Annotated in this window: 22 protein-coding genes; 9 read left to right on the top strand and 13 right to left on the bottom strand. The window is 44.1% G+C overall.

All coding sequences use genetic code 11. The features are described 5' to 3' along the window. Positions 1 to 79: 79 nt before the first annotated feature. The 5 genes from AC3CIA_RS10130 to AC3CIA_RS10110 form a co-directional block, all read right to left on the bottom strand. Positions 80 to 985 carry a MalM family protein gene (locus tag AC3CIA_RS10130; protein WP_488518076.1) on the bottom strand — a complete coding sequence of 302 codons (906 nt, stop codon included), beginning with the start codon at positions 983 to 985 and terminating at the stop codon, positions 80 to 82. 176 nt (positions 986 to 1161) lie between these two features. Further along, entirely contained in the window at positions 1162 to 1899 is a 738-nt protein-coding gene (locus AC3CIA_RS10125) for a dienelactone hydrolase family protein (protein WP_054547321.1), read from the bottom strand. Positions 1900 to 2114: 215 nt separating this feature from the next. Next, the gene (locus AC3CIA_RS10120) at positions 2115 to 3044 is read right to left on the bottom strand and encodes a pyridoxal-phosphate dependent enzyme (protein WP_488518075.1); all 930 of its coding nucleotides are present in this window, start codon (positions 3042 to 3044) and stop codon (positions 2115 to 2117) included. Between the two features lie 127 nt (positions 3045 to 3171). Continuing rightward, positions 3172 to 4470, bottom strand: coding sequence for a sensor histidine kinase (locus AC3CIA_RS10115; protein ID WP_488518074.1), 1299 nt, complete (start codon positions 4468 to 4470; stop codon positions 3172 to 3174). Then, on the bottom strand, positions 4467 to 5144 hold the full coding sequence (locus AC3CIA_RS10110) for a response regulator transcription factor (protein ID WP_029405344.1): 678 nt from the start codon (positions 5142 to 5144) through the stop codon (positions 4467 to 4469). The genes AC3CIA_RS10115 and AC3CIA_RS10110 overlap by 4 nt, the downstream gene beginning before the upstream one ends. 125 nt (positions 5145 to 5269) lie before the next feature. Here AC3CIA_RS10110 and AC3CIA_RS10105 point away from each other — a divergent pair, with 125 nt between their 5' ends. The 3 genes from AC3CIA_RS10105 to AC3CIA_RS10095 are packed head-to-tail and all read left to right on the top strand — an operon-like array spanning position 5270 to position 8224. After that, positions 5270 to 6289: a glycosyltransferase family 2 protein gene (locus AC3CIA_RS10105; protein WP_004736502.1), complete on the top strand. Its 1020-nt coding sequence runs from the start codon at positions 5270 to 5272 to the stop codon at positions 6287 to 6289. Further along, on the top strand, positions 6286 to 7767 hold the full coding sequence (locus AC3CIA_RS10100) for an ArnT family glycosyltransferase (RefSeq protein ID WP_473575783.1): 1482 nt from the start codon (positions 6286 to 6288) through the stop codon (positions 7765 to 7767). The genes AC3CIA_RS10105 and AC3CIA_RS10100 overlap by 4 nt, the downstream gene beginning before the upstream one ends. Then, positions 7760 to 8224, top strand: a complete 465-nt coding sequence (locus AC3CIA_RS10095) for a GtrA family protein (protein ID WP_054547326.1) — start codon at positions 7760 to 7762, stop codon at positions 8222 to 8224. Before AC3CIA_RS10100 ends, AC3CIA_RS10095 begins: the two co-directional genes overlap by 8 nt. Positions 8225 to 8349: 125 nt before the next feature. Here AC3CIA_RS10095 and AC3CIA_RS10090 read toward each other — a convergent pair whose 3' ends face one another. Beyond that, positions 8350 to 10662 (bottom strand): YgiQ family radical SAM protein, encoded by a 2313-nt coding sequence (locus tag AC3CIA_RS10090; RefSeq protein ID WP_054547327.1) that lies wholly within the window; start codon positions 10660 to 10662, stop codon positions 8350 to 8352. A 330-nt stretch (positions 10663 to 10992) separates the two neighbouring features. On the opposite strand from AC3CIA_RS10090, the gene AC3CIA_RS10085 reads away from it, so the two are divergent. Continuing rightward, positions 10993 to 11673, top strand: a complete 681-nt coding sequence (locus tag AC3CIA_RS10085; RefSeq protein ID WP_054547328.1) for a hypothetical protein — start codon at positions 10993 to 10995, stop codon at positions 11671 to 11673. 121 nt (positions 11674 to 11794) lie between these two features. Beyond that, complete coding sequence (locus AC3CIA_RS10080) at positions 11795 to 11995, top strand: DUF4250 domain-containing protein (protein ID WP_004736508.1); 201 nt, start codon at positions 11795 to 11797, stop codon at positions 11993 to 11995. A 230-nt stretch (positions 11996 to 12225) separates the two neighbouring features. Here the strand turns inward: AC3CIA_RS10080 and AC3CIA_RS10075 are convergent, their stop codons facing one another. Beyond that, positions 12226 to 13137: a LysR substrate-binding domain-containing protein gene (locus AC3CIA_RS10075; protein WP_017076389.1), complete on the bottom strand. Its 912-nt coding sequence runs from the start codon at positions 13135 to 13137 to the stop codon at positions 12226 to 12228. Positions 13138 to 13415: 278 nt separating this feature from the next. Between AC3CIA_RS10075 and metE the strand changes: the two genes are divergently transcribed. Then, positions 13416 to 15764, top strand: a complete 2349-nt coding sequence (metE, locus tag AC3CIA_RS10070; RefSeq protein WP_488518073.1) for a 5-methyltetrahydropteroyltriglutamate--homocysteine S-methyltransferase — start codon at positions 13416 to 13418, stop codon at positions 15762 to 15764. Between the two features lie 108 nt (positions 15765 to 15872). Here metE and AC3CIA_RS10065 read toward each other — a convergent pair whose 3' ends face one another. From AC3CIA_RS10065 to AC3CIA_RS10040, 6 genes are all read right to left on the bottom strand, one after another. Further along, on the bottom strand, positions 15873 to 16271 hold the full coding sequence (locus AC3CIA_RS10065) for a GspS/AspS pilotin family protein (RefSeq protein WP_029225239.1): 399 nt from the start codon (positions 16269 to 16271) through the stop codon (positions 15873 to 15875). Between the two features lies 1 nt (position 16272). After that, positions 16273 to 16569: a YciI family protein gene (locus AC3CIA_RS10060; RefSeq protein ID WP_004736512.1), complete on the bottom strand. Its 297-nt coding sequence runs from the start codon at positions 16567 to 16569 to the stop codon at positions 16273 to 16275. Positions 16570 to 16763: 194 nt separating this feature from the next. Beyond that, positions 16764 to 17162 (bottom strand): acyl-CoA thioester hydrolase YciA, encoded by a 399-nt coding sequence (gene yciA / locus AC3CIA_RS10055; protein WP_017061510.1) that lies wholly within the window; start codon positions 17160 to 17162, stop codon positions 16764 to 16766. A gap of 186 nt (positions 17163 to 17348) precedes the next feature. Further along, positions 17349 to 17951 carry a septation protein A gene (locus tag AC3CIA_RS10050; protein ID WP_054547330.1) on the bottom strand — a complete coding sequence of 201 codons (603 nt, stop codon included), beginning with the start codon at positions 17949 to 17951 and terminating at the stop codon, positions 17349 to 17351. A 146-nt stretch (positions 17952 to 18097) separates the two neighbouring features. Beyond that, positions 18098 to 18346, bottom strand: a complete 249-nt coding sequence (locus AC3CIA_RS10045; protein ID WP_004736516.1) for a hypothetical protein — start codon at positions 18344 to 18346, stop codon at positions 18098 to 18100. A gap of 286 nt (positions 18347 to 18632) precedes the next feature. After that, entirely contained in the window at positions 18633 to 19520 is an 888-nt protein-coding gene (locus AC3CIA_RS10040; RefSeq protein WP_054547331.1) for a LysR substrate-binding domain-containing protein, read from the bottom strand. A gap of 181 nt (positions 19521 to 19701) precedes the next feature. Here AC3CIA_RS10040 and hisC point away from each other — a divergent pair, with 181 nt between their 5' ends. From hisC to AC3CIA_RS10025, 3 genes are all read left to right on the top strand, one after another. Then, complete coding sequence (gene hisC, locus AC3CIA_RS10035; RefSeq protein WP_114633740.1) at positions 19702 to 20844, top strand: histidinol-phosphate transaminase; 1143 nt, start codon at positions 19702 to 19704, stop codon at positions 20842 to 20844. A gap of 10 nt (positions 20845 to 20854) precedes the next feature. Next, the gene (locus AC3CIA_RS10030) at positions 20855 to 21628 is read left to right on the top strand and encodes an ABC transporter substrate-binding protein (RefSeq protein ID WP_488518072.1); all 774 of its coding nucleotides are present in this window, start codon (positions 20855 to 20857) and stop codon (positions 21626 to 21628) included. A 586-nt stretch (positions 21629 to 22214) separates the two neighbouring features. Beyond that, the gene (locus tag AC3CIA_RS10025; RefSeq protein WP_488518071.1) at positions 22215 to 23174 is read left to right on the top strand and encodes a TRAP transporter substrate-binding protein; all 960 of its coding nucleotides are present in this window, start codon (positions 22215 to 22217) and stop codon (positions 23172 to 23174) included. Positions 23175 to 23220: the final 46 nt, after the last annotated feature.

Genomic DNA, 23220 nt, shown 5'->3' with positions numbered 1-23220 from the left:
TAACAGTCGTTTATTTAACTCTCGTTTGCTCAAAAAAGAGGTAAAGTGAGAGAAAATAAACGACTACTTTGAGGCTGAGTTATTGTGCTTTTTGATATTGTTTCATCGCGTCAACAAAGGTGTTTCGCATCCCCTCAATACCTAGTCGTTCAGATTCTTCAACGTAAGTCAGTGCTGCGCTGAAGTCTCCCGATGAAACTGAGTTTTCAATAAGAGTGCTATAAACCTCTTTCTGGTTTAAGGGATTCTCCGTTAACAGATCAGACTTTATTGCGCTTGCTTCAGGAATGATTTGTTGAACTCGCTTTTGACGATTTTGTTCTTCAACAACAGTCGTTACTGCTGTGAATTCAAAATCAAAGGAGACTTTTCCGATCGCAGAGTGGGGGATTTCGTAGTCCGTATTGTGAGCAATGTTTGCTTGGATATCACCAGAACGCATTGCCATATCACTTGGTTTTTCGACGGGAGTTGTTTCTGAGAGTGCTTCGCTGGTTGTGAATACGACCAAGTAAGCAGGAGCCTCGCCGTTTAAGTAACGTTCCTGAAGTTCTACTTGTGCGCCATATTGTGCACCATCAAGCAGGCTAAGTGGTTGGTACTTAATGCTTTCATTGCCAATAACATCTAACGGCTGGTAGTTTTGGTCCAAAACTAAAAGTGATGGGACGAACGTAGAATAACCCGCATTTGAAGTCACTGAGAAACGAATAGCATCTAGCGTGGTCGGAAGCTTAATCCCCTCAGCAAAAGAGCGGCCAGATTTAAACTCCACTTTTGGGCTTGCTGTAGTGATTGAAACGAATGTTTCTTCTGGATTCGCGATGTTTTGATATTGAATGTTACTCAGGGTTTCGCAGCAGTTTTCGTTGTTTTGTAGTGATTCCAGCCCCGGAGACGTTTTGTGGTAGATAACCGGTGACTCTGTCACTGTTGAGCAGGCGCTGAGTGCGAATACCGCTGGTAGTATTGCTAAATATTTCATAATTTCTCACAGTTAAAAAAGCATATCTGATTCAGAGTGCTTAATTGATAATAGTGATACACTACAAGAAAGCGCTTTCTTTTTGAGTGACGGACACCAAAGTTAGAGAAATACTCGCTAATAATTAATACGAATTAGGTAATAGGTTGTCGTTGAACAGTTACCAAGATTGAAAGTTAACGAGATACCGAACTTAACAACTGAGTAAAGCGTTCCCATGATTTTTGGTCGGCTTCATTTTGGTAATTATTGGAGCCGAACACGGTAAACGCATGTGGTGCTCCACTATAAGTGATCATTTCATGTGGAACCTTGGTCGTTTCAAGTTCAGCGGCGAGGTTGCCAAAATCTTGCATTGAAATCATCGAATCTGCTGTGCCATGGAATACGACGACAGGCGCTTTAGTCTGAGAGTAATCTTGGCCTTTCGGTGTTGATAAACCACCATGGAAAGTGACATAAGCTTTCGATGGGATGCCCGCACGCGCGGCTTCTAAAACAGCAGCTCCGCCAAAACAATATCCCATCATCACGTTGTTATCTAAGTTGCCGCCAAGTCTTTTCGCTTCCATTGCTCCCGCATTAAGTAGTGCGCGCATTTTTTCTCTGTCTTTATATAGTTCGCCCGTGTGTTGCTTTTTGTCTTTGACTTCGGTTGGGCGGATGCCTTTACCAAATAGGTCGATGGCGAACACGTTGTAACCGAGTTCGTTGAGCATTTCAGAACGTTTTTTTTCGTAATCAGTTAAGCCGTCCCAATCATGTATTAGCAGCACTAAAGGCGCTTGGTCGCTGGCTTCACTCCAATAACCTTCGTAATCCATACCGTCGACTTGATAAGTGACGTTTTCTCCCGAAATTGCAGAGAAGGGCAGCAAAACTGAAAACAAGCCTAGCGTAGTGAGTGTTCGCATGCGTTATTCCTTTCGATGACAGAGACGTTCCAATCGAAAGTATAGATAACGCGATGATTCTCGCCAGATTTCTGTTTCTAACTTGAAATGTATGGCAGGGAGAGCAGGTGGCTATTGCTGATGAATAGCCATCGAGAGGGAGTGTTATGGCTGTTTTGTGATGTTTTCAGCTTACCAAAACTTGAATAGCTAAACTGGGGAATAAAGGAAAACAACTACCAAGATGCGTTGGTTTTGCTAATGCTCATCTCCGGATATTTTCGCTGATAGCGCGGCAACATCGACTCATTGCCCAAGATGCCACCTTGATGGATATAGATAATGGTTTTGGTTGGGTTGTTATCTTGCCATCGTTCTAAACATTGCCACATTAATGGGTCATACAGCAGATCGAATTCAATATCCGTTTGTTCTTGTAGATCCAACCAGGTTTGATAGTCCTGTTGATACAGCTTACCAAAGTGGTGCTTGGTTTTGAGCGGCAGTATTTGTGGATGATCGGACTCACCAAGCTCATTAAATTGTTGTGTAAGGTAGTCACTGCCGCCAACACAAGCGCAGGTGATTACCGGGATGTTGTGCACTTTTAAATGCTTATGTAGATACAGAGCCGTACTGCCGGTGCCTGCTGGTAGTGCAACCACGAAATCGTGTTTGTTTTCGAAACGCGTCCAGCTAAGTATTTCCATCGCCAGTTGCTTCACGCCGTATTCAGAAAGCTGAGAGCGTCCACCTTCAGGCAATACAATGCACTGAGAATCTGGCTGTCTTATTTGCTCAATATACTCCTGTGGATGAAGCTCAGAGCCTGTCTCTTTGACTGAAATTACCTTCGCACCAAGGTCTACTGCACCACGGTAATTACCTATTGGGCGTTCTAGTAGCCACTGGGGAATGTGGTCGACGTAGAACTCAAGCGTCCAACCTTTGATCTTTGCCAGTGCCGCGAGTGAGAACAGAGAGTTAGCCTGCGCAGAACCATAGCTGATCAATGTTGTAGTTTCTGGGTGATCGTCTTCCAGCAGCTTCATGAATTTGCGGGCTTTATTGCCGCAAAAGTGGGAGTGCAGCTGATCGTCACGCTTTAAGAAAAAAGTGTGATCGTTAAATTGATGTTGAGTTACAGGGCTATTATTTAGTTTCATCGCACTTAGTAAAAATGCTGACTAAAAAGCCAGCATTTTAAAATCAAATTGGACTAACGAGTATCTAGTAGCCTGCAAGTGCTGTAAACCAACTAAATCAAGTTTTCGTTGGATATTGAACTTAGTACTACGAGTTTATTTGCTCTGGTATGGGCGAGGGTGAATCTGTCTGAAAGGCGATTCTGGCAGTGCACCCTCCAGAGTTACGATTGACCAAATCAAAGTCCCAATGGAAGCGTTGGCACAAGTCGTCGACAATCAATAAACCTAATCCATGACCATTCGGATTGTATTGTTCCTGAAGGCCTTCACCTTGGTCTTCAATCACAATACTCTGCTCGGACAGGGTAACAGTGACAGTACCACTATTGGTCGCTGCAATGGCATTTCTCAATAAGTTGCCGACCAACATATTCATGATCGCGCTGGTGGCTTGAATGGTAGGCTCTGATTGAATGTGTAGGGATATCTCGACTAGCTTTTCATCCGCCTGTAATGAATTCTTGGAAACGATAGCTTCTAACTCTTGCTGACTAAACAAGCGCAGTGGTGCATCGTCACTGTTTCTTTCATAACGAACTAAACCGAGTAGGGCATCGACCATTTCTGACATCTGGATAATGGCTTCATCAATGCGCTCAACCTGACGAGATTGAAATTCCGTTGTTTCGCTTCTTAATAGCAATTTATTCGCACCACGAGCGACCGTTAGTGGGGTTCTTAACTCATGACTTGAATAACGAGCAAAGGCTTGTTCTCGTTTGAGTAATGAATTAATTTCACGACGATATTGATTAAGCTGATCAGTTAATTGGCGAAACTCAACGGCGGCGTCATCACTTACACCGAACTCTTCACTTAGGTTTAATTTATTTGTCTCAAGTTGCTCTGAAAGTAAGTTGAAAGGTTCTATCAGTCGTTTCGATAATCGATAGAGCAAAGCGCCAAAGCTAAAAATTAAAATGGAAAGTAATGTTAAAACGAATGTTGTTGCGTACACCAATTCGTCATGACTAAACTCGACGCGGTCAACTTCAGATAAAAGGATGATTGGATAGGTTTTCCCTTTGTCAGAATACTCACCGACATACACCATTCGTGAATCAGGCTCTTCTCCTACCTCACCAACAAAGCTCTCTTTACCTTCAATGTATTTCCGGTATTCGATAGGGATGAATGAAGGGTCATTGTATGCCATGGTAAGACCATCGATGCGAATTTTACCACTCTCCCCTGACTGAAATTGCTCGACCGCATAGTTTCGGTCAATCAAGATACGTCTTTCGCCCACCCGATCTTCTGATAGATAAAGTGCAGACATAAACACTATGTAGGTAAAGACCGAGACAATGACCGCCATTGCCCCAAAGAAAACCGCTAGGCGGCCAGTTAGAGTTTTAGTGCTAGTGAGAACGTTCAAAATCAATTTGAAGACTCCAAACGGAATCCTACTTTAGGGACAGTAATCAACATTTGGGTGTCAAAAGGCTTGTCGAGTTGATTACGCAGCTGATAGATATGGCTACGTAACACATCGTTGTTGGGTTCGTCTTCCTGCCATAGCTTGTAGGAAATATCTTCACGAGTCACTACTTCAGGTGCTTTTTGGCACAGCATCTCAAGGATGGTGTAAGTGGTTGGGTTAAGTGCGAGCAGTTTGTCTTTACGGTAGGCTTTACGGGTTTTTTGATCAATGGTGAGTTCATCAAACTGAAGCTTAGAAGAAGCTACTTTTCCTCGGTAACGACGAACAAGCGCTTTCATTCGGGCTTCCAAAATATCCAAATCAAAAGGTTTGGTTAGATAGTCATCGGCACCATGCTCAAACCCTTTCAACATGTCATCTCGGCTATCTAACGCGGTAAGCATTAGAATAGGCGTTGCGTTGCCTTGGTCTCGCAGTTTATTACAAACCGTGAGGCCGTCCATTCTTGGCAACATCAGATCCAATATGATGATATCAAATGAGTTTTCCAACGCGAGTTGCAGGCCGAGTTCGCCGTTGTCCGCATAATCGAGTTCCATGCCAATACACTCAAAATAATCAAACAAGACACCTGCGATTTCACGGTTATCTTCGACTAATAGAACTCGTTTCATTTTGATTCTCATACAGAAATAGACGGTAACATTATCCTGAGTGAGCGTGAAAAATATGTCAATAACATAACTTTCACTTATGGGAGGGTAGATTGGATTCAGATTAAAAAATAGAAGAACGTATTATGTCTGAACTTCATATAAGCCGCCCTAAGATATCTACATCGCAGATCAACCCTGCGGTTTCTCTGTCTATCATTGTGCCTTTTTACGATGAACAAGAGGTATTGGAAGAGTTCCACTCTCGCCTTACCAAGGTGCTTGATAGCTTACCCATCAAGAGTGAAATCGTTTATGTCGACGACGGTAGCAAAGACAGCAGCTTGGAGTTGGTGAGCTCATTCACTTCAATCAATAGCTCAATTTCTGTTATCGGTTTAAGCCGTAATTTCGGCAAAGAATCAGCGATGAGCGCAGGCCTTGAGCACTGTCGGGGACAAGCGGTGATTTTGCTAGACGCTGACTTACAAGATCCACCTGAGCTTATCCCGCAAATGATTGCTAAGTGGCGCGAAGGTTATGACGTCGTCAATATGCAGCGTAGCCAGCGCGACGGTGAAACATGGTTTAAGAAGTTTTCAGCAGCGAGCTTTTACAAAGTAATGAACGTGGCTGCGAAGATTGATGTGCCTGAGAACGTGGGTGACTTTCGACTGTTAAGCCGAGAGGTTGTCGACCATATCAATCAGCTTCCAGAACGTAACCGCTACATGAAAGGCATTTTTTCATGGCCGGGTTTCCGACAAGCGACGCTCCAATTTAAGCGTGATGCTCGCTTCTGTGGTGAGACCAAGTGGAACTATCTCAAGCTCATCGGATTGGCGATGGATGGCATTACCTCATTCTCTATCAGACCACTGCGCATTGCGACGGCCGTTGGTGGTTTAGTGGCACTTACTGCTTTTGTGTATGGCGTCTTCATCGTATTCAAAACCATTATGTTTGGTGAGCCCATCACGGGCTATCCGTCAATGATGGTCGTGCAACTTGCCCTTGGCGGTATTCAACTCCTGAGTATTGGTTTAATGGGAGAGTACATAGGTCGTATTTTCATTGAAACCAAGAATCGTCCTTTGTATCTGATCCAATCGGTGGTCGATACACCTGCATTAAAAACACATTTCAAATTAGAGGAGTCAGCATGAGCCTGAACAGAACGCACCTATGGTATTTGTTGGCTTTTGCACTGGTTTTAAGACTCCTATCTTTGGCGACTTATCCGTTAATGGATACTACGGAGGCGCGCTACGGAGAAATGGCTCGCTTGATGGTAGAAACCGGTAATTGGTTAACACCTCAGTTTGATTACGGCATTCCTTTTTGGGGCAAGCCACCGTTGTTCACATGGATGAGTGCTGCTGGTATTGAGCTGTTTGGTTTGAGTGAGTTTGCTGTTCGTGCACCTCACTGGTTAGCGGGAGTAGCGACGATTTTGTTAACCGCTTACATGGCGAAGCGAACTGGGCAAAGTGCGTTGGTTGCCGCGGTAGTGTTGGCGACATGCGGTATTTTCTCTATTGCCGCGGGCGCTGTGATGACAGACATCGCGTTAACCTTAGCGATGACCATTGCCATGTTAGGCTTCTACTTGTGTTGGCTAGGAGGAGAGGGTTGGAAAGGCGAAGGCAGTGCGAAGACTAATCGATCTTGGGGTTATGTCGGTTTCATTGGTTTAGCGTTAGGCTTGCTTGCAAAAGGGCCAGTAGCGATTGTCATTATGGGCATCGCAGTTTTCCCTTGGTTAGTATTACAACATGGCTTCTTTGGCGCTTTCAAAGTGCTTTGGCAACGCTTTCCATTGTTGTCTGGCTTGGGTGTGATGCTAGCAATAGCTTTGCCTTGGTACATCATGGCTGAAATGGCAACACCGGGCTTTATTGATTACTTTATTGTTGGCGAGCACTTTAAGCGTTTTGTTGTGAGTGGCTGGGAGGGCGATCTGTACGGCTCTGCCCATGACCAAGCAAGAGGTATGATCTGGCTGTTTTGGCTTCAAGCGGCTGCGCCGTGGTCGATTGTATTACCTATATTGGCATTTGCTCGACGTAAGAAAATTGCAGAAATTAATACTGAAAATCGCGGTTTGTTTTCATTTCTTGTCTGTTGGTTGATTTCACCTCTGATTCTTTTCACTATGGCGGGCAATATTCTCCCAGCGTACGTCCTGCCAGGTATTCCGGCCCTTGGCTTGTTGATTGCTATACTCGTAGTGGAAAAAGATAAGAAGTGGTTCTCGAGCGTGGCTTTGGTTCTACCTGTGTTGCTAATGATTGCGATGGTCTACCTGAATCTCGGCAAGGCGAACGAGAAAAGTGACCGCATTATCTTCGAACAGATTACGGATTCTGCGCCAAGCTTTTACGTGGGTAAACGACCATTCTCTGGGCAATTTTACAGTCATGGTCAAGCGAAAAGACTTCTCGATATCGAGCAGCTAGATGGCATTGATAAGTTCTATCTGATTGGTAAAAGATCTGAAGTGGAAACCAAGATTAAAGAGAACGCATTAACGTGTATTCTAGAGCCAACGGTGAAAATAAAGCGTGCTTTATTCAGCTGTCATAGCTCAAGCATCAAGCCAAATCTATCGTTGAGTCATATTCAAAGTGGCAGCGATGTTTAGCGTTAACTCGGGGTTACGAATGTTCAACAACAAGCTTCAAACGCACAGTCAGAGGTTACAGTCTCACCACAAGGTGGTTCGATTTGCTGTGGTTGGTGTTGGCGGATTTGTTGTTGATTGCTTAGTTTTTGCATTACTGCATTATGCCGTTGGGCTGCCTTTGATGAGTGCACGGATAGGATCTTTCATTGCAGCCGCCACGACAACATGGTTTGGTAATCGAGTGCTAACTTTTGACTTCAAAGGGCAGGATAGTTGGTCAGAGAAGTTGATTCAGTGGCAAAAGTTCATGTTTTCCGCATCGATATCGGCGATACCTAATTTGCTGTGCTTTAAGCTGATGACTGAATTGCTTCCTGCATTTACTGGGGCTGTATTTATCGCGATGGCCGTAGGTATCTTGGTGGGCATGGTCACTAACTATTTGTTTAGCCAGTATTGGGTCTTCACCCGTTAGAATCCCTTGTAATCACATAACCAAGTGAAACCTTCGGGTCGTTCATTAGTAACAGACACAAAAAAGCGCAGCTAAATAGATGCGCTTTGTATTTTTATGATAACCAAGTAAATGGGGTCGCTATATTAACGCTGTGTTGCGCGCTGGCGATTCTTTCCGTTACTTGTTGGTTTACCACCTTGACCATTGCCTGCTTTGCTGCGGTTTGGCTTGCCATTTCCGCCGCCGTTGCCTTGTGATTGCTGGCTAGCAGGGGCTTTTTTGATGAAACCAGTCGCTGGTTTATTCGCGTTACCATTACCGTTCTGCTTCCCGTTGCCCTGATTGCCGTTACCTTGGCTACCTGTTGGCTTCTTACCACCCGGTTTAGGCTTATTGCCACCTGGCTTAGAATGGTTACGTGGGCTTTCTCCGCCAAGACCCGGTTGAGCTTTACTGTGCTTAGTTGCAAAACGTTGTGAACCATGACGACCAGACTTACGACGCTGTGCCGGTGTTTGAGCTTCAAAGTCTTCTTCTGGTACTAAGCAGTTCGCTTTGTCACCAATCAGGTGCTTTTTGCCCATGCTGATCAGTGCTTCACGGATGATCTTCCAGTTTTCTGGATCGTGATAACGAAGCAATGCTTTATGCAGACGACGTTGACGATCGCCTTTAGGCACTGGAACATCTTCACGTTTTTTGTATTTCACGCGCTTCAGAGGGTTGGTCTCTGAGTAGTACATCGACGTCGCATTACACATTGGCGATGGGTAGAAGTTCTGTACTTGGTCACACTCGTAGTTGTGCTTTTTCAGCCACAACGCAAGGTTGAGCATGTCTTCATCTTCCGTACCCGGGTGAGCAGAGATGAAGTAAGGAATTAGGTACTGTTTCTTACCGGCTTCAGCGCTGTACTTCTCGAACATCTCTTTGAAACGATCGTAAGTGCCCATGCCCGGTTTCATCATCAGATCCAGAGGGCCTTTTTCAGTATGCTCTGGAGCAATCTTCAAGTAACCACCAACGTGGTGAGTCACAAGCTCACGTACGTATTCTGGAGACTCAATCGCAAGGTCATAACGAACGCCTGATGCGATCATCACTTTCTTGATGCCCGGAACCTTTCTCGCTGAGCGGTAAAGGTCAATGGTGTGCTGGTGGTCTGTGTTCAGTTTTTCACAGATTTTAGGGAACACACATGATGGGCGACGACAGTTAATTTCAGCTTTAGGATCAGAACAACCTAGACGATACATGTTCGCCGTTGGTCCACCCAAGTCAGAAATCGTACCGGTAAAGCCAGGTACTTTATCTTTAATGTCTTCGATTTCATCCAAGATCGATTCTTTCGAACGGTTCTGAATGATACGACCTTCGTGCTCTGTGATTGAACAGAAAGAACAACCACCAAAACAACCACGCATGATGTTAACCGAAGTTTTAATCATGTCGTATGCAGGGATCTTTGCTTTGCCATACATAGGGTGCGGAACACGCTTGTACGCAAGGCCAAACACGTAATCCATCTCTTCAGTTGCAAGAGGAATTGGCGCTTGGTTTACCCATAGTTCGCGGTCACCGTGACGTTGAATAAGAGCACGACCTGAATACGGGTTGGTCTCTAGGTGCAGAATACGGCTAGCGTGAGCGTAAAGAATACGGTCGTTATTGAGCTTTTCGAAACCAGGGATACGAACCGCGGTTGTTTTTGCATCGTGACGAGAAGGACGAATCGTAATTGGCTGCGCTTTTACTTCTTCTTTTTCATCTTTCTTGGTATCACATTGCGTTTCTACTTCGTACGGGTTAACCGGAACGTAGGCTTTGTTCGGTTTTTCGATACGAGAAGAATCAATAATTTTGTAACCTTCAGGCGCTGCAGGCAAGTTGATAGCAGTACCACGAATGTTTGTCAGCGTAGACATGTCTTCGCCATCGGCAATGCGGTGTGCCACTTCAACCAGTGCACGCTCAGCGTTACCGAAAAGAAGAATGTCTGCTTTTGCATCAAACAATACAGAGCGACGAACTTTATCAGACCAGTAGTCGTAGTGCGCAACTCGACGTAAGCTGGCTTCAATACCACCAAGAACGATTGGCGTGCCTTTGTAGGCTTCACGACAACGTTGAGAATAAATCAGAGTTGCACGGTCAGGACGCTTACCACCTTCATTGTTTGGTGTGTAGGCATCGTCGTGACGAAGTTTGCGATCAGAGGTGTAGCGGTTGATCATGGAATCCATGTTACCCGCTGTGATGCCGAAGAATAGGTTAGGTCTACCCAGTTCCATAAAGGCATCTTTACTGTCCCACTTTGGTTGGGCAATGATGCCCACGCGGAAGCCTTGAGCTTCAAGCAAACGGCCAATGATAGCCATACCAAAGCTCGGGTGATCGACATAAGCGTCACCAGTTACAATAATAATGTCACAGCTATCCCATCCAAGAGCATCCATCTCCTTTCTACTGGTAGGCAAAAAGGGTGCTGTTCCGTAGCACTCGGCCCAGTATTTTTTGTGTTCGTGAATAGGAGTGATATCGCTGTACATATTTCAACCTCTGATTTTTGAGGCGGGAATTATAGCGGCATGAGCCTAGACTAGCCAGTAGAACATGCCCCTGTTAGTTCTGATGTCTTTCGCCATTTTGCAGATAATGCTGACAAAAGAACCATACAACAGCATAGTTGAAGCCTTGAATAACGTCGCTAATTTGTGATTTTGATTAGTGTTCGCAGCAGTTTTTGATATTATTCGCGAAAATAAGTCTGAATAAGTAGATCCACAATGGTCGAATCATTATTAGTACAATTTGCTCCCATGCTATTAGGAGCCCAACTGATCTTAACTTTAATCTTAGTGAAGGGTGACATTTGCCCTGGTCAACGTGGCCGTATTCACAAGATGTTACCTGCGATTGGCGTGCTTTGGCTTGCTGTTGCTTCATTAAGAATTGAAGCGTTTCTGATCGTATTCGCTATCTTCTATTTCTATTCTCAAGTTCAAACTAAGAAGACACGTGACTCAGGCCCTATCTGGGTGATGTACCTTGCGTGTGGTTTGGCGCTTTCATACGTTGCTATTCAAGCGACTGAGCAAGCAACTACCGTCGGTATTATTACTACTTTACTGCTGGTGGCACTGTTGGGGTCTGCGTTTGGTCATTTACTGCTGACGATTGCAAGAACGCGCTTACAAGCATTTCACCGTGTTCTGCCTGTTGTGGGCGTATTAAGTGGCATGTTGGTGGTGTTGGCGACCGTGATTAACGTTTATTCACTGTCTGAAGCGCAACTAGAACCTGTTATTTCAACTTTGTTGTTTAGCTTTGCTTTGCTTATCTCTTCTATCGTGGTTTGGTGTTGGCATTTGCTGTTTGTCAAAACCCCTGAAAAGCTTCAGCTGACTCTTTCATTGTTGATGTTATTGGCGGCGGCTGTTGGTTTAACGCCAGTTTGGGCGATGTAGAAGGTTACTGATCTCACAAGCCTTTCAGTGTTGAATCGAAAAAGTGTGATCTGTTTTTTAGCGTGGTGTTGGTAAGCGTTCTAAACTTAAATCTGGTCGGTGTGTTCGTTAGGAGTACGGGATGGATTTAAGCAACGTCAAAGGTTTCGATAGCATTATTTTGCTGGGAATCGTGAATGAAAAACTTCGCTTAGAATGCGATAGCTTTGAAGAGCTGATCAGTATGTATGAAATGGATATAGAAAGTGTTGTAGGTAAGCTTGATATGCTTGGCTATCAATACGATCCATTAACTAACCAGTTTAAGTCTTATCCAAGATAAGCAGCAAACTGGCGCATGTTCTATTGATAGCGAGTTAGTTATCGATTGTGAGCCAGTTATCGAGAATGAACTAGTTATCGAGAGTGAGCTAGTATCGTGAATGAACAAGTACCGCCATTGTCGGTACTAAAGCTAAAAGAAAAAAGTCACAGATAATCTGTGACTTTTTTGTTTCTGGCGCATGCCTATCAGGTTCAACGCAGGCATAAACTAACCCAACAACGAGTCTCTTAAACGACCTCAATGCCATCTAGGTGACTCTTACTTTGCTGTCTTGCCGTGCTAAAGAAAGCTTGCAGGTAACGTTTGTCTTTTTCTGAGTTTCTTACCGCTGCGAACAACCTTCTTGAAAGCCCTTTGCCTAATGGTTTGCTGGCAATGAGTCCTTGTCTTGAAAATTCACTAATTGCCCAGTTAGGCAAAGCTGCAACTCCGAGCCCTGCCGACACCATTTGAACCAGCATTAGTGTGTTGTCTGCCTGTTTCCATTTTTTAGGTTCAACACCCGCTGGCTGCAAAAAGTGCTTCACGACATCTAAACGCTGTTTTTGAACCGGGTAGGTGAGCATAGTGATATCGCTAAGATCTTGCGGATCAATGCTCGATTTTTCGGCCAAAGGTGAATTGATTGCTGTAATCAAACGCATCTCGAAATCAAAAAGCGGTTCGTAATGGACTTCCGAACGCGGTTGAATATCAGAGGTGATCACCAAATCTAACTCACCTGCCATTAATGCGGGCAGCGGCTCAAAACCAAAGCCTGACGAGAAATCGAGCGTCACGCTTGGCCAAGCAACTTGGTACTCTTTCAAAGCGGGCATTAGCCATTGGAAGCATGAGTGACACTCAATCGCCATGTGCAAGCGACCATTCACATCCTCTTTCAGGCTTGCGAGTTCGTTCTCTGCTTTAGCTATTCTTGGCTGTATTTCATCGGCAAGCTTAAGCAAGATCTCACCCTCAGAGGTGAATTTTACTGGCCTAGTTTTTCGTAGGAAAAGCTGACCGCCAATACGCGCTTCAAGATCTTTTAATTGATGAGAAAGCGCCGACTGAGTCAGGTGAAGAGAGGTCGCAGTGGCTGTTAACGATCCGCTGTCTCTCAAGGTGGTCAATGTTCGAAGGTGTTTAAGCTCTATCATGAGTATTCCTCATATTCCCTAAGCCAATTCAATATTTCTTAATAATCACCCTACGGTGTTTTTGATCTTTTGTAAACGTCTAGATGTCCAGACGGATTTAAATTGTTCATCTTTGAATGATTAAAGATGAATATTATTAATAAACAAGATGAATATTTGGACGTTGTCCATAGATCGGATTAAGGAGATAGTTTAGCCATCCAGACGCCTTTGTGGAAAATTAAAACATCAAAGGCAGTCTGACCGGAAATTAAAATTATCGAATAAGGAACAGACTCATGACGACAACAACGCATATTCTTGGCTACCCACGCATTGGTGAAAAACGCGAACTTAAATTCACGCTCGAGAAATACTGGCGCGGTGAAATCGATCAATCTGAGCTCAAGCAACTCGGCAGCGAATTAAGAAATCGTAACTGGAATGTACAAGCTGACGCGAATCTAAGCTTTGCAACTGCGGGTGACTTCGCATGGTACGACCATGTTCTGACAACGACTCTACTTCTAGGCCACGTTCCAAAGCGTCATGCTGGTGGTTCTGAAGATGAAAAAGCCTTCCCAGATCTGGATACCTTGTTTCGTGTTGGCCGTGGTCAGTCTCAAGTTCAGTCTACCTGTTGCGGTGGTACGCATACGTCTAATGATGGCACTAAAGACAGTTCGGCGGCTTCTGACATGACTAAGTGGTTCAACACCAATTACCACTACATTGTTCCTGAGTTCAGCAAAGACGATTCGTTTGAGGTGAGTTGGCCACAATTGTTTGACGAAGTGAGTGAAGCGATTAAAGCCGGGCATAAGGTGAAGCCAGTCCTTCTCGGCCCGCTGTCTTACTTATATCTAGGCAAAGAAGTGGAAGAGGGCTTTGACCGCTTAACCTTGCTTCCACGTTTGCTTACTGCTTACCAAGCGATTTTGGCAAAACTCGCCAAGTTGGGCGTTGAGTGGGTGCAAATCGATGAACCTATCCTTTCTCTGGAACTTGAAAAGCAGTGGGCTGATTCATTCAAACTGGCTTATCAAGTGATTCAAGGCGATGTGAAACTATTGCTGACCACTTACTTTGATTCTGTGACTGATACGTTAGGCAAGATCGTGGAATTGCCCGTCAACGGCTTACACATCGACTTGGCTGCCGCACCGCAGCAACTTGATGAAGTGGTGAATAAGTTACCGGAAGATTGGGTACTTTCTGCGGGTGCAATCAATGGACGCAATGTTTGGCGAGCAGACTTAGCTTCTCAGCTTGAGTTACTGCAACCTGTGAAAGAGAAGCTGGGAGACAAGCTGTGGGTGGCAAGTTCATGTTCGCTGCTGTATAGCCCAGTAGATTTGGAGTTAGAAGAGACGCTTAGCGAAGAAGTGAAGAGTTGGTTTGCCTTTGCAAAACAGAAAGTGACCGAGGTGAGCTTATTGGGTGCGGCGTTAGACGGCGATCAAAATGCCATTTTGGCGTGTGAGACTTACAGCCAACCTATCGTTGCACGTAAGAGCGCGACTCATGTGAATAAGCCGCAAGTTCAAGCTCGACTCAATACCATTACTAAAGCACTAGCAGAGCGCAGTGCTCCATACGCAGAACGCGCAGCGCATCAGTCTGAGGTGTTGGGTTTACCGCTATTACCAACCACAACCATTGGTTCGTTCCCACAAACAGGGGAAATTCGTCTTCAACGCAGTGCTTACCGCACTGGAAAACTGAATGAGTCGGAATACAACACTGCACTGAAAGGTCACATCGCAGATGCTGTTAAGCGTCAAGAAGCACTGGATTTGGATGTGCTTGTTCATGGCGAAGCTGAACGTAATGACATGGTGGAGTACTTTGCGGAAAATCTAGCAGGCTTTCAAACCACCAAGTTTGGTTGGGTACAAAGCTATGGCTCTCGCTGCGTGAAGCCAGCGATTGTGGTCGCGGATATAGAACGTGAGAAACCGATGACGGTAGAATGGTCGACCTATGCTCAATCTCTGACTTCAAAGCAGATGAAAGGCATGCTGACAGGACCCGTCACTATTCTATGTTGGACATTCCCACGTGAAGACATCTCACGCAAAGAGATCACTAACCAACTGGCGTTTGCTCTGCGTGATGAGGTGTCTGATTTGCAAGATGCAGGTATCAACATTATTCAAATCGATGAACCTGCTATTCGTGAAGGTTTACCACTGAAAAAGCGCGACCACGCAGAATACCTAGAGTGGGCGGTCGATGCCTTTAAGATCTCAGCGGCGAGTGCTAAACCAGAAACTCAGATCCATACCCATATGTGTTACAGCGAGTTCAACGAGATCATTGATTCAGTAGCCGCGCTAGATGCCGATGTGATTACCATTGAGACTTCTCGCTCGAACATGGAGCTACTGAAAGCGTTTGAAGAGTTCAACTACCCGAATGCGATTGGACCGGGTGTTTACGATATTCACTCGCCAAACATTCCGTCAGAAGAGTGGATTGTTGATTTACTTAAGAAAGCGGCAGAGAAAATTCCAGCAGAACGTTTGTGGGCAAACCCTGATTGCGGATTAAAGACTCGTAACTGGGCAGAGACAGAAGCGGCACTCACTAACTTAGTTTCGGCGACGAAGACACTGCGTAAAGAGTGGGAATCAGCTGAGGTATAATTCAGTCTAAGATTTTGATTGATCCGTTAATCCACGATGAACCACAACAAAGGCCTCGCATTTGCGAGGCCTTCTGGTTTTATACTTGTTCGAATTTCGAGCTAGAAACTAGCTGCTACTTTGACACGTCTCTTTACTGATCAGCTTCTCAACGATCAGTTGTCCGCGAGTGTTGCGAATCTTGATGTTGTAAGCCAAGCCCATGTCGAGATTTGCTCTTACTTCAGAGTTGGTGCAGTAGCTATTCACACTCATGTCTACAACTTGGTTTAAAGGTTTAGCACCTTTTGCATCTTGGTTGTAGATCATCATGATTTCGATAACCGTGTTTTTTGCCAGTACGCGCATGACCGACAGCGGGCCATACTCAATCGGCAAGCCTGCGGATAAAACGCCAGCGCGATGTTGCGCCATCATTTCTAGCTGTCTTTGTTTGTCTTGTTCACTTGATGAGCTACAGCCTGCAAGCAGAACAGCAGCCAGTGAACCGATAATCCATTTTTTCACGTTAAAATACTTTCTTGAATGGTTTAACAATCACATTTTGGTACACACCAGCAGCAATGTACGGGTCTGCGTCTGCCCATGCCTGTGCATCGTCTAAAGAATTAAATTCAGCAATCACAGTAGAGCCTGTGAAGCCCGCTTCACCAGGGTTATCTGAATCAATCGCTGGCATTGGACCTGCTGTCAAAAGGCGGCCTTCATCGTGAAGTGTTTGTAGGCGTTCTAGATGTTGTGGGCGAACACTTAGGCGTTTTTCTAATGAATTTTCGACGTCTTGAGAAAAAATCACGTACCACATATTGAGATATCCTTATTTTACTTCACTAAATTGAGGGCGTTTAAATTCGCTATCTTGCTAATTTACGCGAACTAATTGGTATTGGAAGAGCTAATGATAAGAAATTGTGAAATGGTGCGGCAGAGTGAGAAGGTCTTTAGCATTTTTAATCGAAACGACTAAAGACCTTAAAGTGCGATAGGGTCGTCGAAGGACTATTTGTTGATTGGGCGAGGTTTACCGCTTTCATCTACAGCAACGTAGTTGAATGTCGCGCCACATACCTTGTAACGATCGCCGATGCCGTGATCAAGTACCGGCTTAACCCATACTTCTAAGTCGATATTCATCGAGCTACGACCAATCTTGGTGCAGTCACCATAAACACATACCACATCACCCACTGAAACTGGTTGTTTGAACTCGATACTCGATACTGAAACCGTGACTATCTTGCCGTTAGAGATCTCTTTCGCCAGTATCCCGCCAGCAAGGTCGAGCTGAGACATTATCCAACCACCGAAAATCTGGCCTGCTGCATTGGTATCAGAAGGCATCGCCAAAGTGCGAAGAAGTAAAGAACCAATCGGGTTCAAAGTTGATTGAATAGTCATTGTTGTACTCTTAATGGTATTGATTGTTTTAAATTTAAATAGATGTGTTTGCGGGGCTCGTATTTTTAACGTATTCACAGAACACAAACAATCAGTGGCCAATGATCACGAGTATCATTGGCCACTGTTAAATAGCATATTGATAATAATTGTATCAAAAAGGGGATGAGGACTCATCCCTTAGGGTTACTTCTCGTCGGTATTTTTATCCGTTAACTCGTTCTGCTGGTCTTTTTGTAGATGCTGGTCTTTTGGCAAATGCTGATCTTTTGGTAGATGCTTGTAGATGTAAACACCCGTTAGCAAGGTAAATGCAAAAGTAGCGATCAGTAAGCCAAACACTTTGAAGTTTACCCAAACATCCAAGGGTAGGCTGAAAGCAACGTAAACGTTGAGAACGGCACATAGAGTAAAGAATAAAGTCCAAGCCCAGTTGATCTTGCTCCATACCGCTTCAGGAAGTGTGATCTCTTTACCCAGCATGCCTTTAATCGCTGACTTACCCATTAGGTGACTGACGGTCAGGCCGATAGCGAACAATGCATAAACGATGGTTACTTTCCATTTAATGAAGTTGTCATCGTGCAAGAAAATGGTCATGCCACCAAATACGGCAACCATCAGAAATGTGATGATCTGCATTTTCTCTACTTTCTTGTAGATGACGTATGTCAAAACGATTTGTACTGCGGAAGCAACAATCAATGCACCTGTAGCCGTGTAGATGTCATACATCTTATACAGCGCAAAGAAAATAATGAGAGGAATGAAATCAAGGATTTGCTTCATGTGGCACTGACTGTCCAGTTAGTTGAGTTGCAGACAGTCTAACGAAAACTGTCTCGATGCTAAATAGCCCGAGACAATTGGGTGCTAATTAATTCCATCTAATTGCTTTATCGAGTCGGATCTTTTCATCATCGAGTTGGATAACGTTATCGCATTGATGTGGTTTGGTAGCGAGGTATTAGCTTCTTGATGTCTTCAAGGTAACCTTCACTCTTTAAGCTGTCTAAGGTGTTTTCGAGCTCTTGCTCACTCATGGCAAAACACGTCGATTTGCCTGTCGTTAGGTCGAGATATTCGTGATATTCACGCTCTGTGAAGTGGCCAATTCTGTCCATTAATAAGGTTTTAATTCCATGGTGAATCAAGCCGTAATACGTATGTCTTTGTAAGGTCATAGCCTATCCTCCGTGACAAGCTGCAGTGAAACTGTTGCAACCTGCTGTATATTGGTTGGGTTATCTATGACAAAGCAATTCGAATGCCATTTTCTCTAATTGAACGGAACATTTTCCCTACTAGATAGAATTGAACTTCTTTTCAAATAGTTAAGGCGAGGTACGTTCTATTCTCTGACAACCAATACGTAACAGACATAAAATAGTTTCATTTTGAGAACGATGAAATTCTCATTATGACGCTCTACTGCCGTTTATAGTGTGGTTCTATCTACGGTGATGGCCGCTAATCGACAAGCCAATCAACAAGCGTAGATAAAGATGTATTTTGTCGATTCTTAGGCTGCAGCAAGAAGTAACCATTTCCAGAAAAGATACTGCCTTCACTCACTTTCACCAACCTGCCCAAATCGATATCTTGCTTGGCCAGCGTGATGTCGCCTATGGCAATGCCAAATCCTTGAATAGCTGCATTCATCGCTTGATCAAGTGTCGCGAATTGTTGGTTGTTCTTGCTTGAAAGGTCGTGGCTGCCTATGTGATCTAACCATAGTCGCCAATCACTTTGCTCATTGTTGGCGTGTAACCAAGTGTATTGAGCGAGCTTGTGTGGCTTGATGATAGTAGAAGCGCTACTTACAAGATGGCTCTGAGTAATGCTTTGCGCCTGGCAGACCGGAGCCAGCTGTTCGTTGAACAATAACTGGCTCACAATCGATTGTTGGTTTGGCTTCTTACCATAGGTGATTACGGCGTCAAACGGGTCAAAGCTTGGTTCAAAAACGTGCTTGATGGTCGACGTGAGCTCGACATCAATTTCAGGGTAGGCTTGCTGAAAAGACATCAACTTGGGTAGCAGCCAAGAGGTAATACAGCTGGGGGCGTTGAGTTTGATCTTAGAGGGAGAACTTGCGACTTGATTGAGAGCCGATTGCAGTTGATGAATCGTTCCTTGTATCAGAGGAACCAGCTCTTCTCCTTTCGGTGTTAAAGACAATCCTCGAGCATGGCGATAGAAGAGATCACAGCCAAGGCTTTCTTCAAACGACAATATCTGACGACTTACTGCACCTTGCGTCACATTGAGCTCATGTGCCGCTCGCGTAAAGTTGAGATGCCTTGCCGTCGACAAGAACGCGAGCAAGGTTTTAGTTGAAGGAAGTGTGCGATTCATATCTTTACCTATGACTTTTTATCATGGCTATTATGTGATTATTTCGATTCATTTATCAATAGTGTTCTGTTTGAATGTAAATACTTAATCATCATTTGTGATTCAATATGTGTATAAGTCACATTTTTTGAATATGAAGGCAGTGGTGAAGACATTGTGATTTTGTGAAAGGGATAGCTTCTTGACATCTTTTATCGATAGTTTAGTACCTCAGGCTGTAAAAAAATTAATACCTTATCAATCAGCAAGAAGAATTGGCGGTGATGGACGTGTCTGGCTAAACGCCAATGAATTGGAAAGCTCGCTGTTTCAAGGAGAAGTAAGTCACAACCGATACCCAGACTTCTTACCACAAGATATTGCTAAGGCTTACCAAGATTACTGTGGCACTGATGCTGCGACTGTTGCCGTTCGTGGCGCCGATGAAGCGATTGATTTGCTGATCAGAACATTCTGTAAACCGGCAAGCGACAACATACTTATCTGTTCACCCACGTATGCGATGTATGAGTTTTGCGCTGATGCATTGGCGATTAATACCTTGGACTCTCCATTGCAGCAAGATTTCAGCCTGAACGTCGCTGATATCGTGAACAAAGCGAAGTTGACTAATATCGTGTTTCTTTGCTCACCAAACAACCCAACGGGTAATGTGATTCCTAAATCGGATTTGATTCAGGTACTGGAAGGCACGATTGGAAAGTCTCTAGTGGTAGTCGATGAAGCGTATATCGAGTTTGAACCACAAACGTCAGCGGTGGGCCTTATTGAGCGTTATCCGCATTTGGTAGTGATTCGCACCTTGTCTAAGGCGTTTGGACTGGCTGCGGTTCGATGTGGCTTTATCTTAGCGAGTCAAAATGTGATGCAGTATGTTGCGAAGCTGATTCCACCTTATCCGATGCCGGATTGCTCATCGCAAATCGTGTTAGACGCTTTGTCTGATGAACGAGTCTCAGTGATGCAAGACGCCACACAAAAGCTGGTCGAACTACGTAACTGGTTTGCTTGTGAGTTAACGCAGTTTGATTTCATCGAGTCTGTTTACCCTTCATCGACGAACTTTATTTTGCTGCGTCAAAAACCTGGGCATCAAGTGTTCAGTGTGTTGGCGAAGGATGGCATTGTGACAAGGAATCAAAACCACGAACCTGCTTTGCGTAACTGTGTACGAATCAGTATTGGTAGCCAAGAGAGCATGCTAGAAGTGATAACGTCACTTACACGTTACCAAACCGAATTAGAAAAGAATCAACAAAGCAAACAAGTTCAACAATCTCAACATAAAGAAACTCAATCTCAACTCGATAAAAATCATATCTAGGATGGCAATGATGAAAAAGATAATACTAGGACTCACTTGTGCGGCCGCTTTACTTGGTACAACGGTACAGGCGAAAGAAATCCGTTTGGCGTCAGACTTTACCTATCCGCCATTCAACTACAAAAACAGTGATGGTGTGCCTGTCGGGTTTGACATTGAGATAGCTGATGCCTTGTGTGAGCAAGCCAAACTCGATTGTACTTGGGTTTCACAAAGTTGGGACTCGCTAATTCCAAGTTTGCTGGCAAGAAAGTCAGATGTGATCATGGCTTCAATGCGTATTACCGAAGAGCGTAAGCGCAAGATTTTGTTCACCGATAAGTATTACCAAACACCAGCCGTATTTGTTGCTGCCAAAAGTGTAAAGTTTGATATTGATAAGCAAGGTCTCGATGGTAAAACTATTGGAGTACAGCAAGGAACGATTCACGATCGCTACGTAACAGACAAGTTTGGGGATGTCGCAAACATTAAGCGTTATACCGGCCAAGATGAGGTGTATCTGGATCTGCAAAACGGTCGTCTAGATCTAACCTTCGGCAACTCAGATCAGCTGTCATTGGCTTTCTTAGACAAGAAAGAAGGTGAGGGTTTTGAATTCAAAGGCAAAGCAGTGACCGACAAAGCCTACATTGGCGAAGGCACGGCACTAGCGTTAAGAAAGCAGGATTCAAAACTGGCGAAACAATTTAATGCCGCGATTGAAGAGATCAGAGCGAACGGTACTTACGACAAGATCGCTGCTAAGTACTTCACGTTTGATATTTATGGCGCTGATTTGTAATTCGTCTAAAGCCTAAAAACTAGACCACCAAAAAAATCCGAGGGCTGTGAGGCTCTCGGATTTTTGTTACAAACAATTCGTCCTAGTAAGATTCCCACCGTTGTCTTTATCCCTGCTTATCCACTCTTGTTCCATACGCTCAGCCTAAAACCTCACCTCTACCACCTCAGAAATCGCAGTTCACGACTCGCTTTTCAATCGATAAGACCTTCTTTGCTCGTGCTCTACAAATGGCTCCAAGGTTTTAAAATAACACAAATATGCAAGTATATTTTTTGCCAACAGATTGTTCTAAAAGCAGTTGGAAGTGATCGAAATCCCCCAAAACCCGAAGTTAGACTACTTAATGGTCCAATTGATGCGAAATATGATTGGTATCACAATCAATTCGGTTCACAAGCCAATAGATAAACCTTAGCTCACAAAATATACACATATTATTGTAATACAAAATTCACAAGGTAAGAATATTGTAATGAAACGTTACTGTTATGAGCGGTATGCAATTGAACGTTAGATTTCAAACTCAGCTGTAGCGTTGCATATAAAAACTGTACCTCTTACAAAATGGATTCTGGAGAAGAACATGAAAAAACACCTACTGACGATTGCAGCGGCTTCAATTCTTATGGCATTTGGCGCTCAAGCAAAAACTTTGACCTTAGGGCATGCAATGTCATTAGAAAGCGCAGCTCACCAAGGCATGGTGATCATGGCTGATAAAGTGAAAGAAAAATCGAATGGTGACCTTACGATTAAGATCTTTCCAAACGGTCAATTAGGCTCTGAACGTGATCAAGCTGAGCAAGTTGTTACCGGCGCGATTGATATGGCTAAAATCAACGGTGGGCTAGCCGAATCTTTTGAACCCACGTTTAAAGTTAATGCACTGCCTTTCTTATTTCGTGACGTTCCACATATGAGAACGTTCATGCGAAGTGAAGCAGCACAAGAGATGTTGCTTTCAAGTGAAGGTAAAGGCTTCATCGGTCTTACGTTCTATGACTCAGGCACACGTAGCTTCTACGCTAAAAAAGCCATTAACTCACCGGCTGATCTCGCTGGTATGAAAGTTCGAGTTCCGGGTTCTCCAACCATGATGGAAATGGTTAACCTATTAGGTGGTAAAGCAACGCCTGTACCTTTCAATGAGGTATACACGGCGCTGCAACAAGGCGTAATTGACGGTGCTGAAAATAATATTTCTAGCTTAGTTGAAATGAAACACAGTGAAGTTGCCAAATTTTACTCTATGGATCAGCACATGATGACACCTGACGTGATCATCATTTCAGAATACAAATGGGGTTCATTAACGGCAGAAGAGCAAAAAATCTTAAAAGAAGCTGCTGCTGAGTCTCTTGAAGAGCAGATCAAAATCTGGGACGCAACAGATGACATGAACAAAGAGAAAGGAATGAAAGAAGGCGTAACGTTTGTTGAAGTTGATAAAGCCCCTTTCCGTGCAGCTGTTAAACCTATGATTGATGAGGCGAAAAAAGCTCCAAAACTAGCTCCATTCATTGAAAAAATTGAAGCTCTTTAATCAGTCTTAGTGAAAATATAATTTTGCCTTGGCTTTGCTGAGGCAA

The organism is Vibrio sp. QJM3NY_27 (assembly GCF_057785955.1).
Note: the sequence above shows the minus strand (reverse complement) of the source record. Positions and strands in the feature narration are given on the sequence as shown.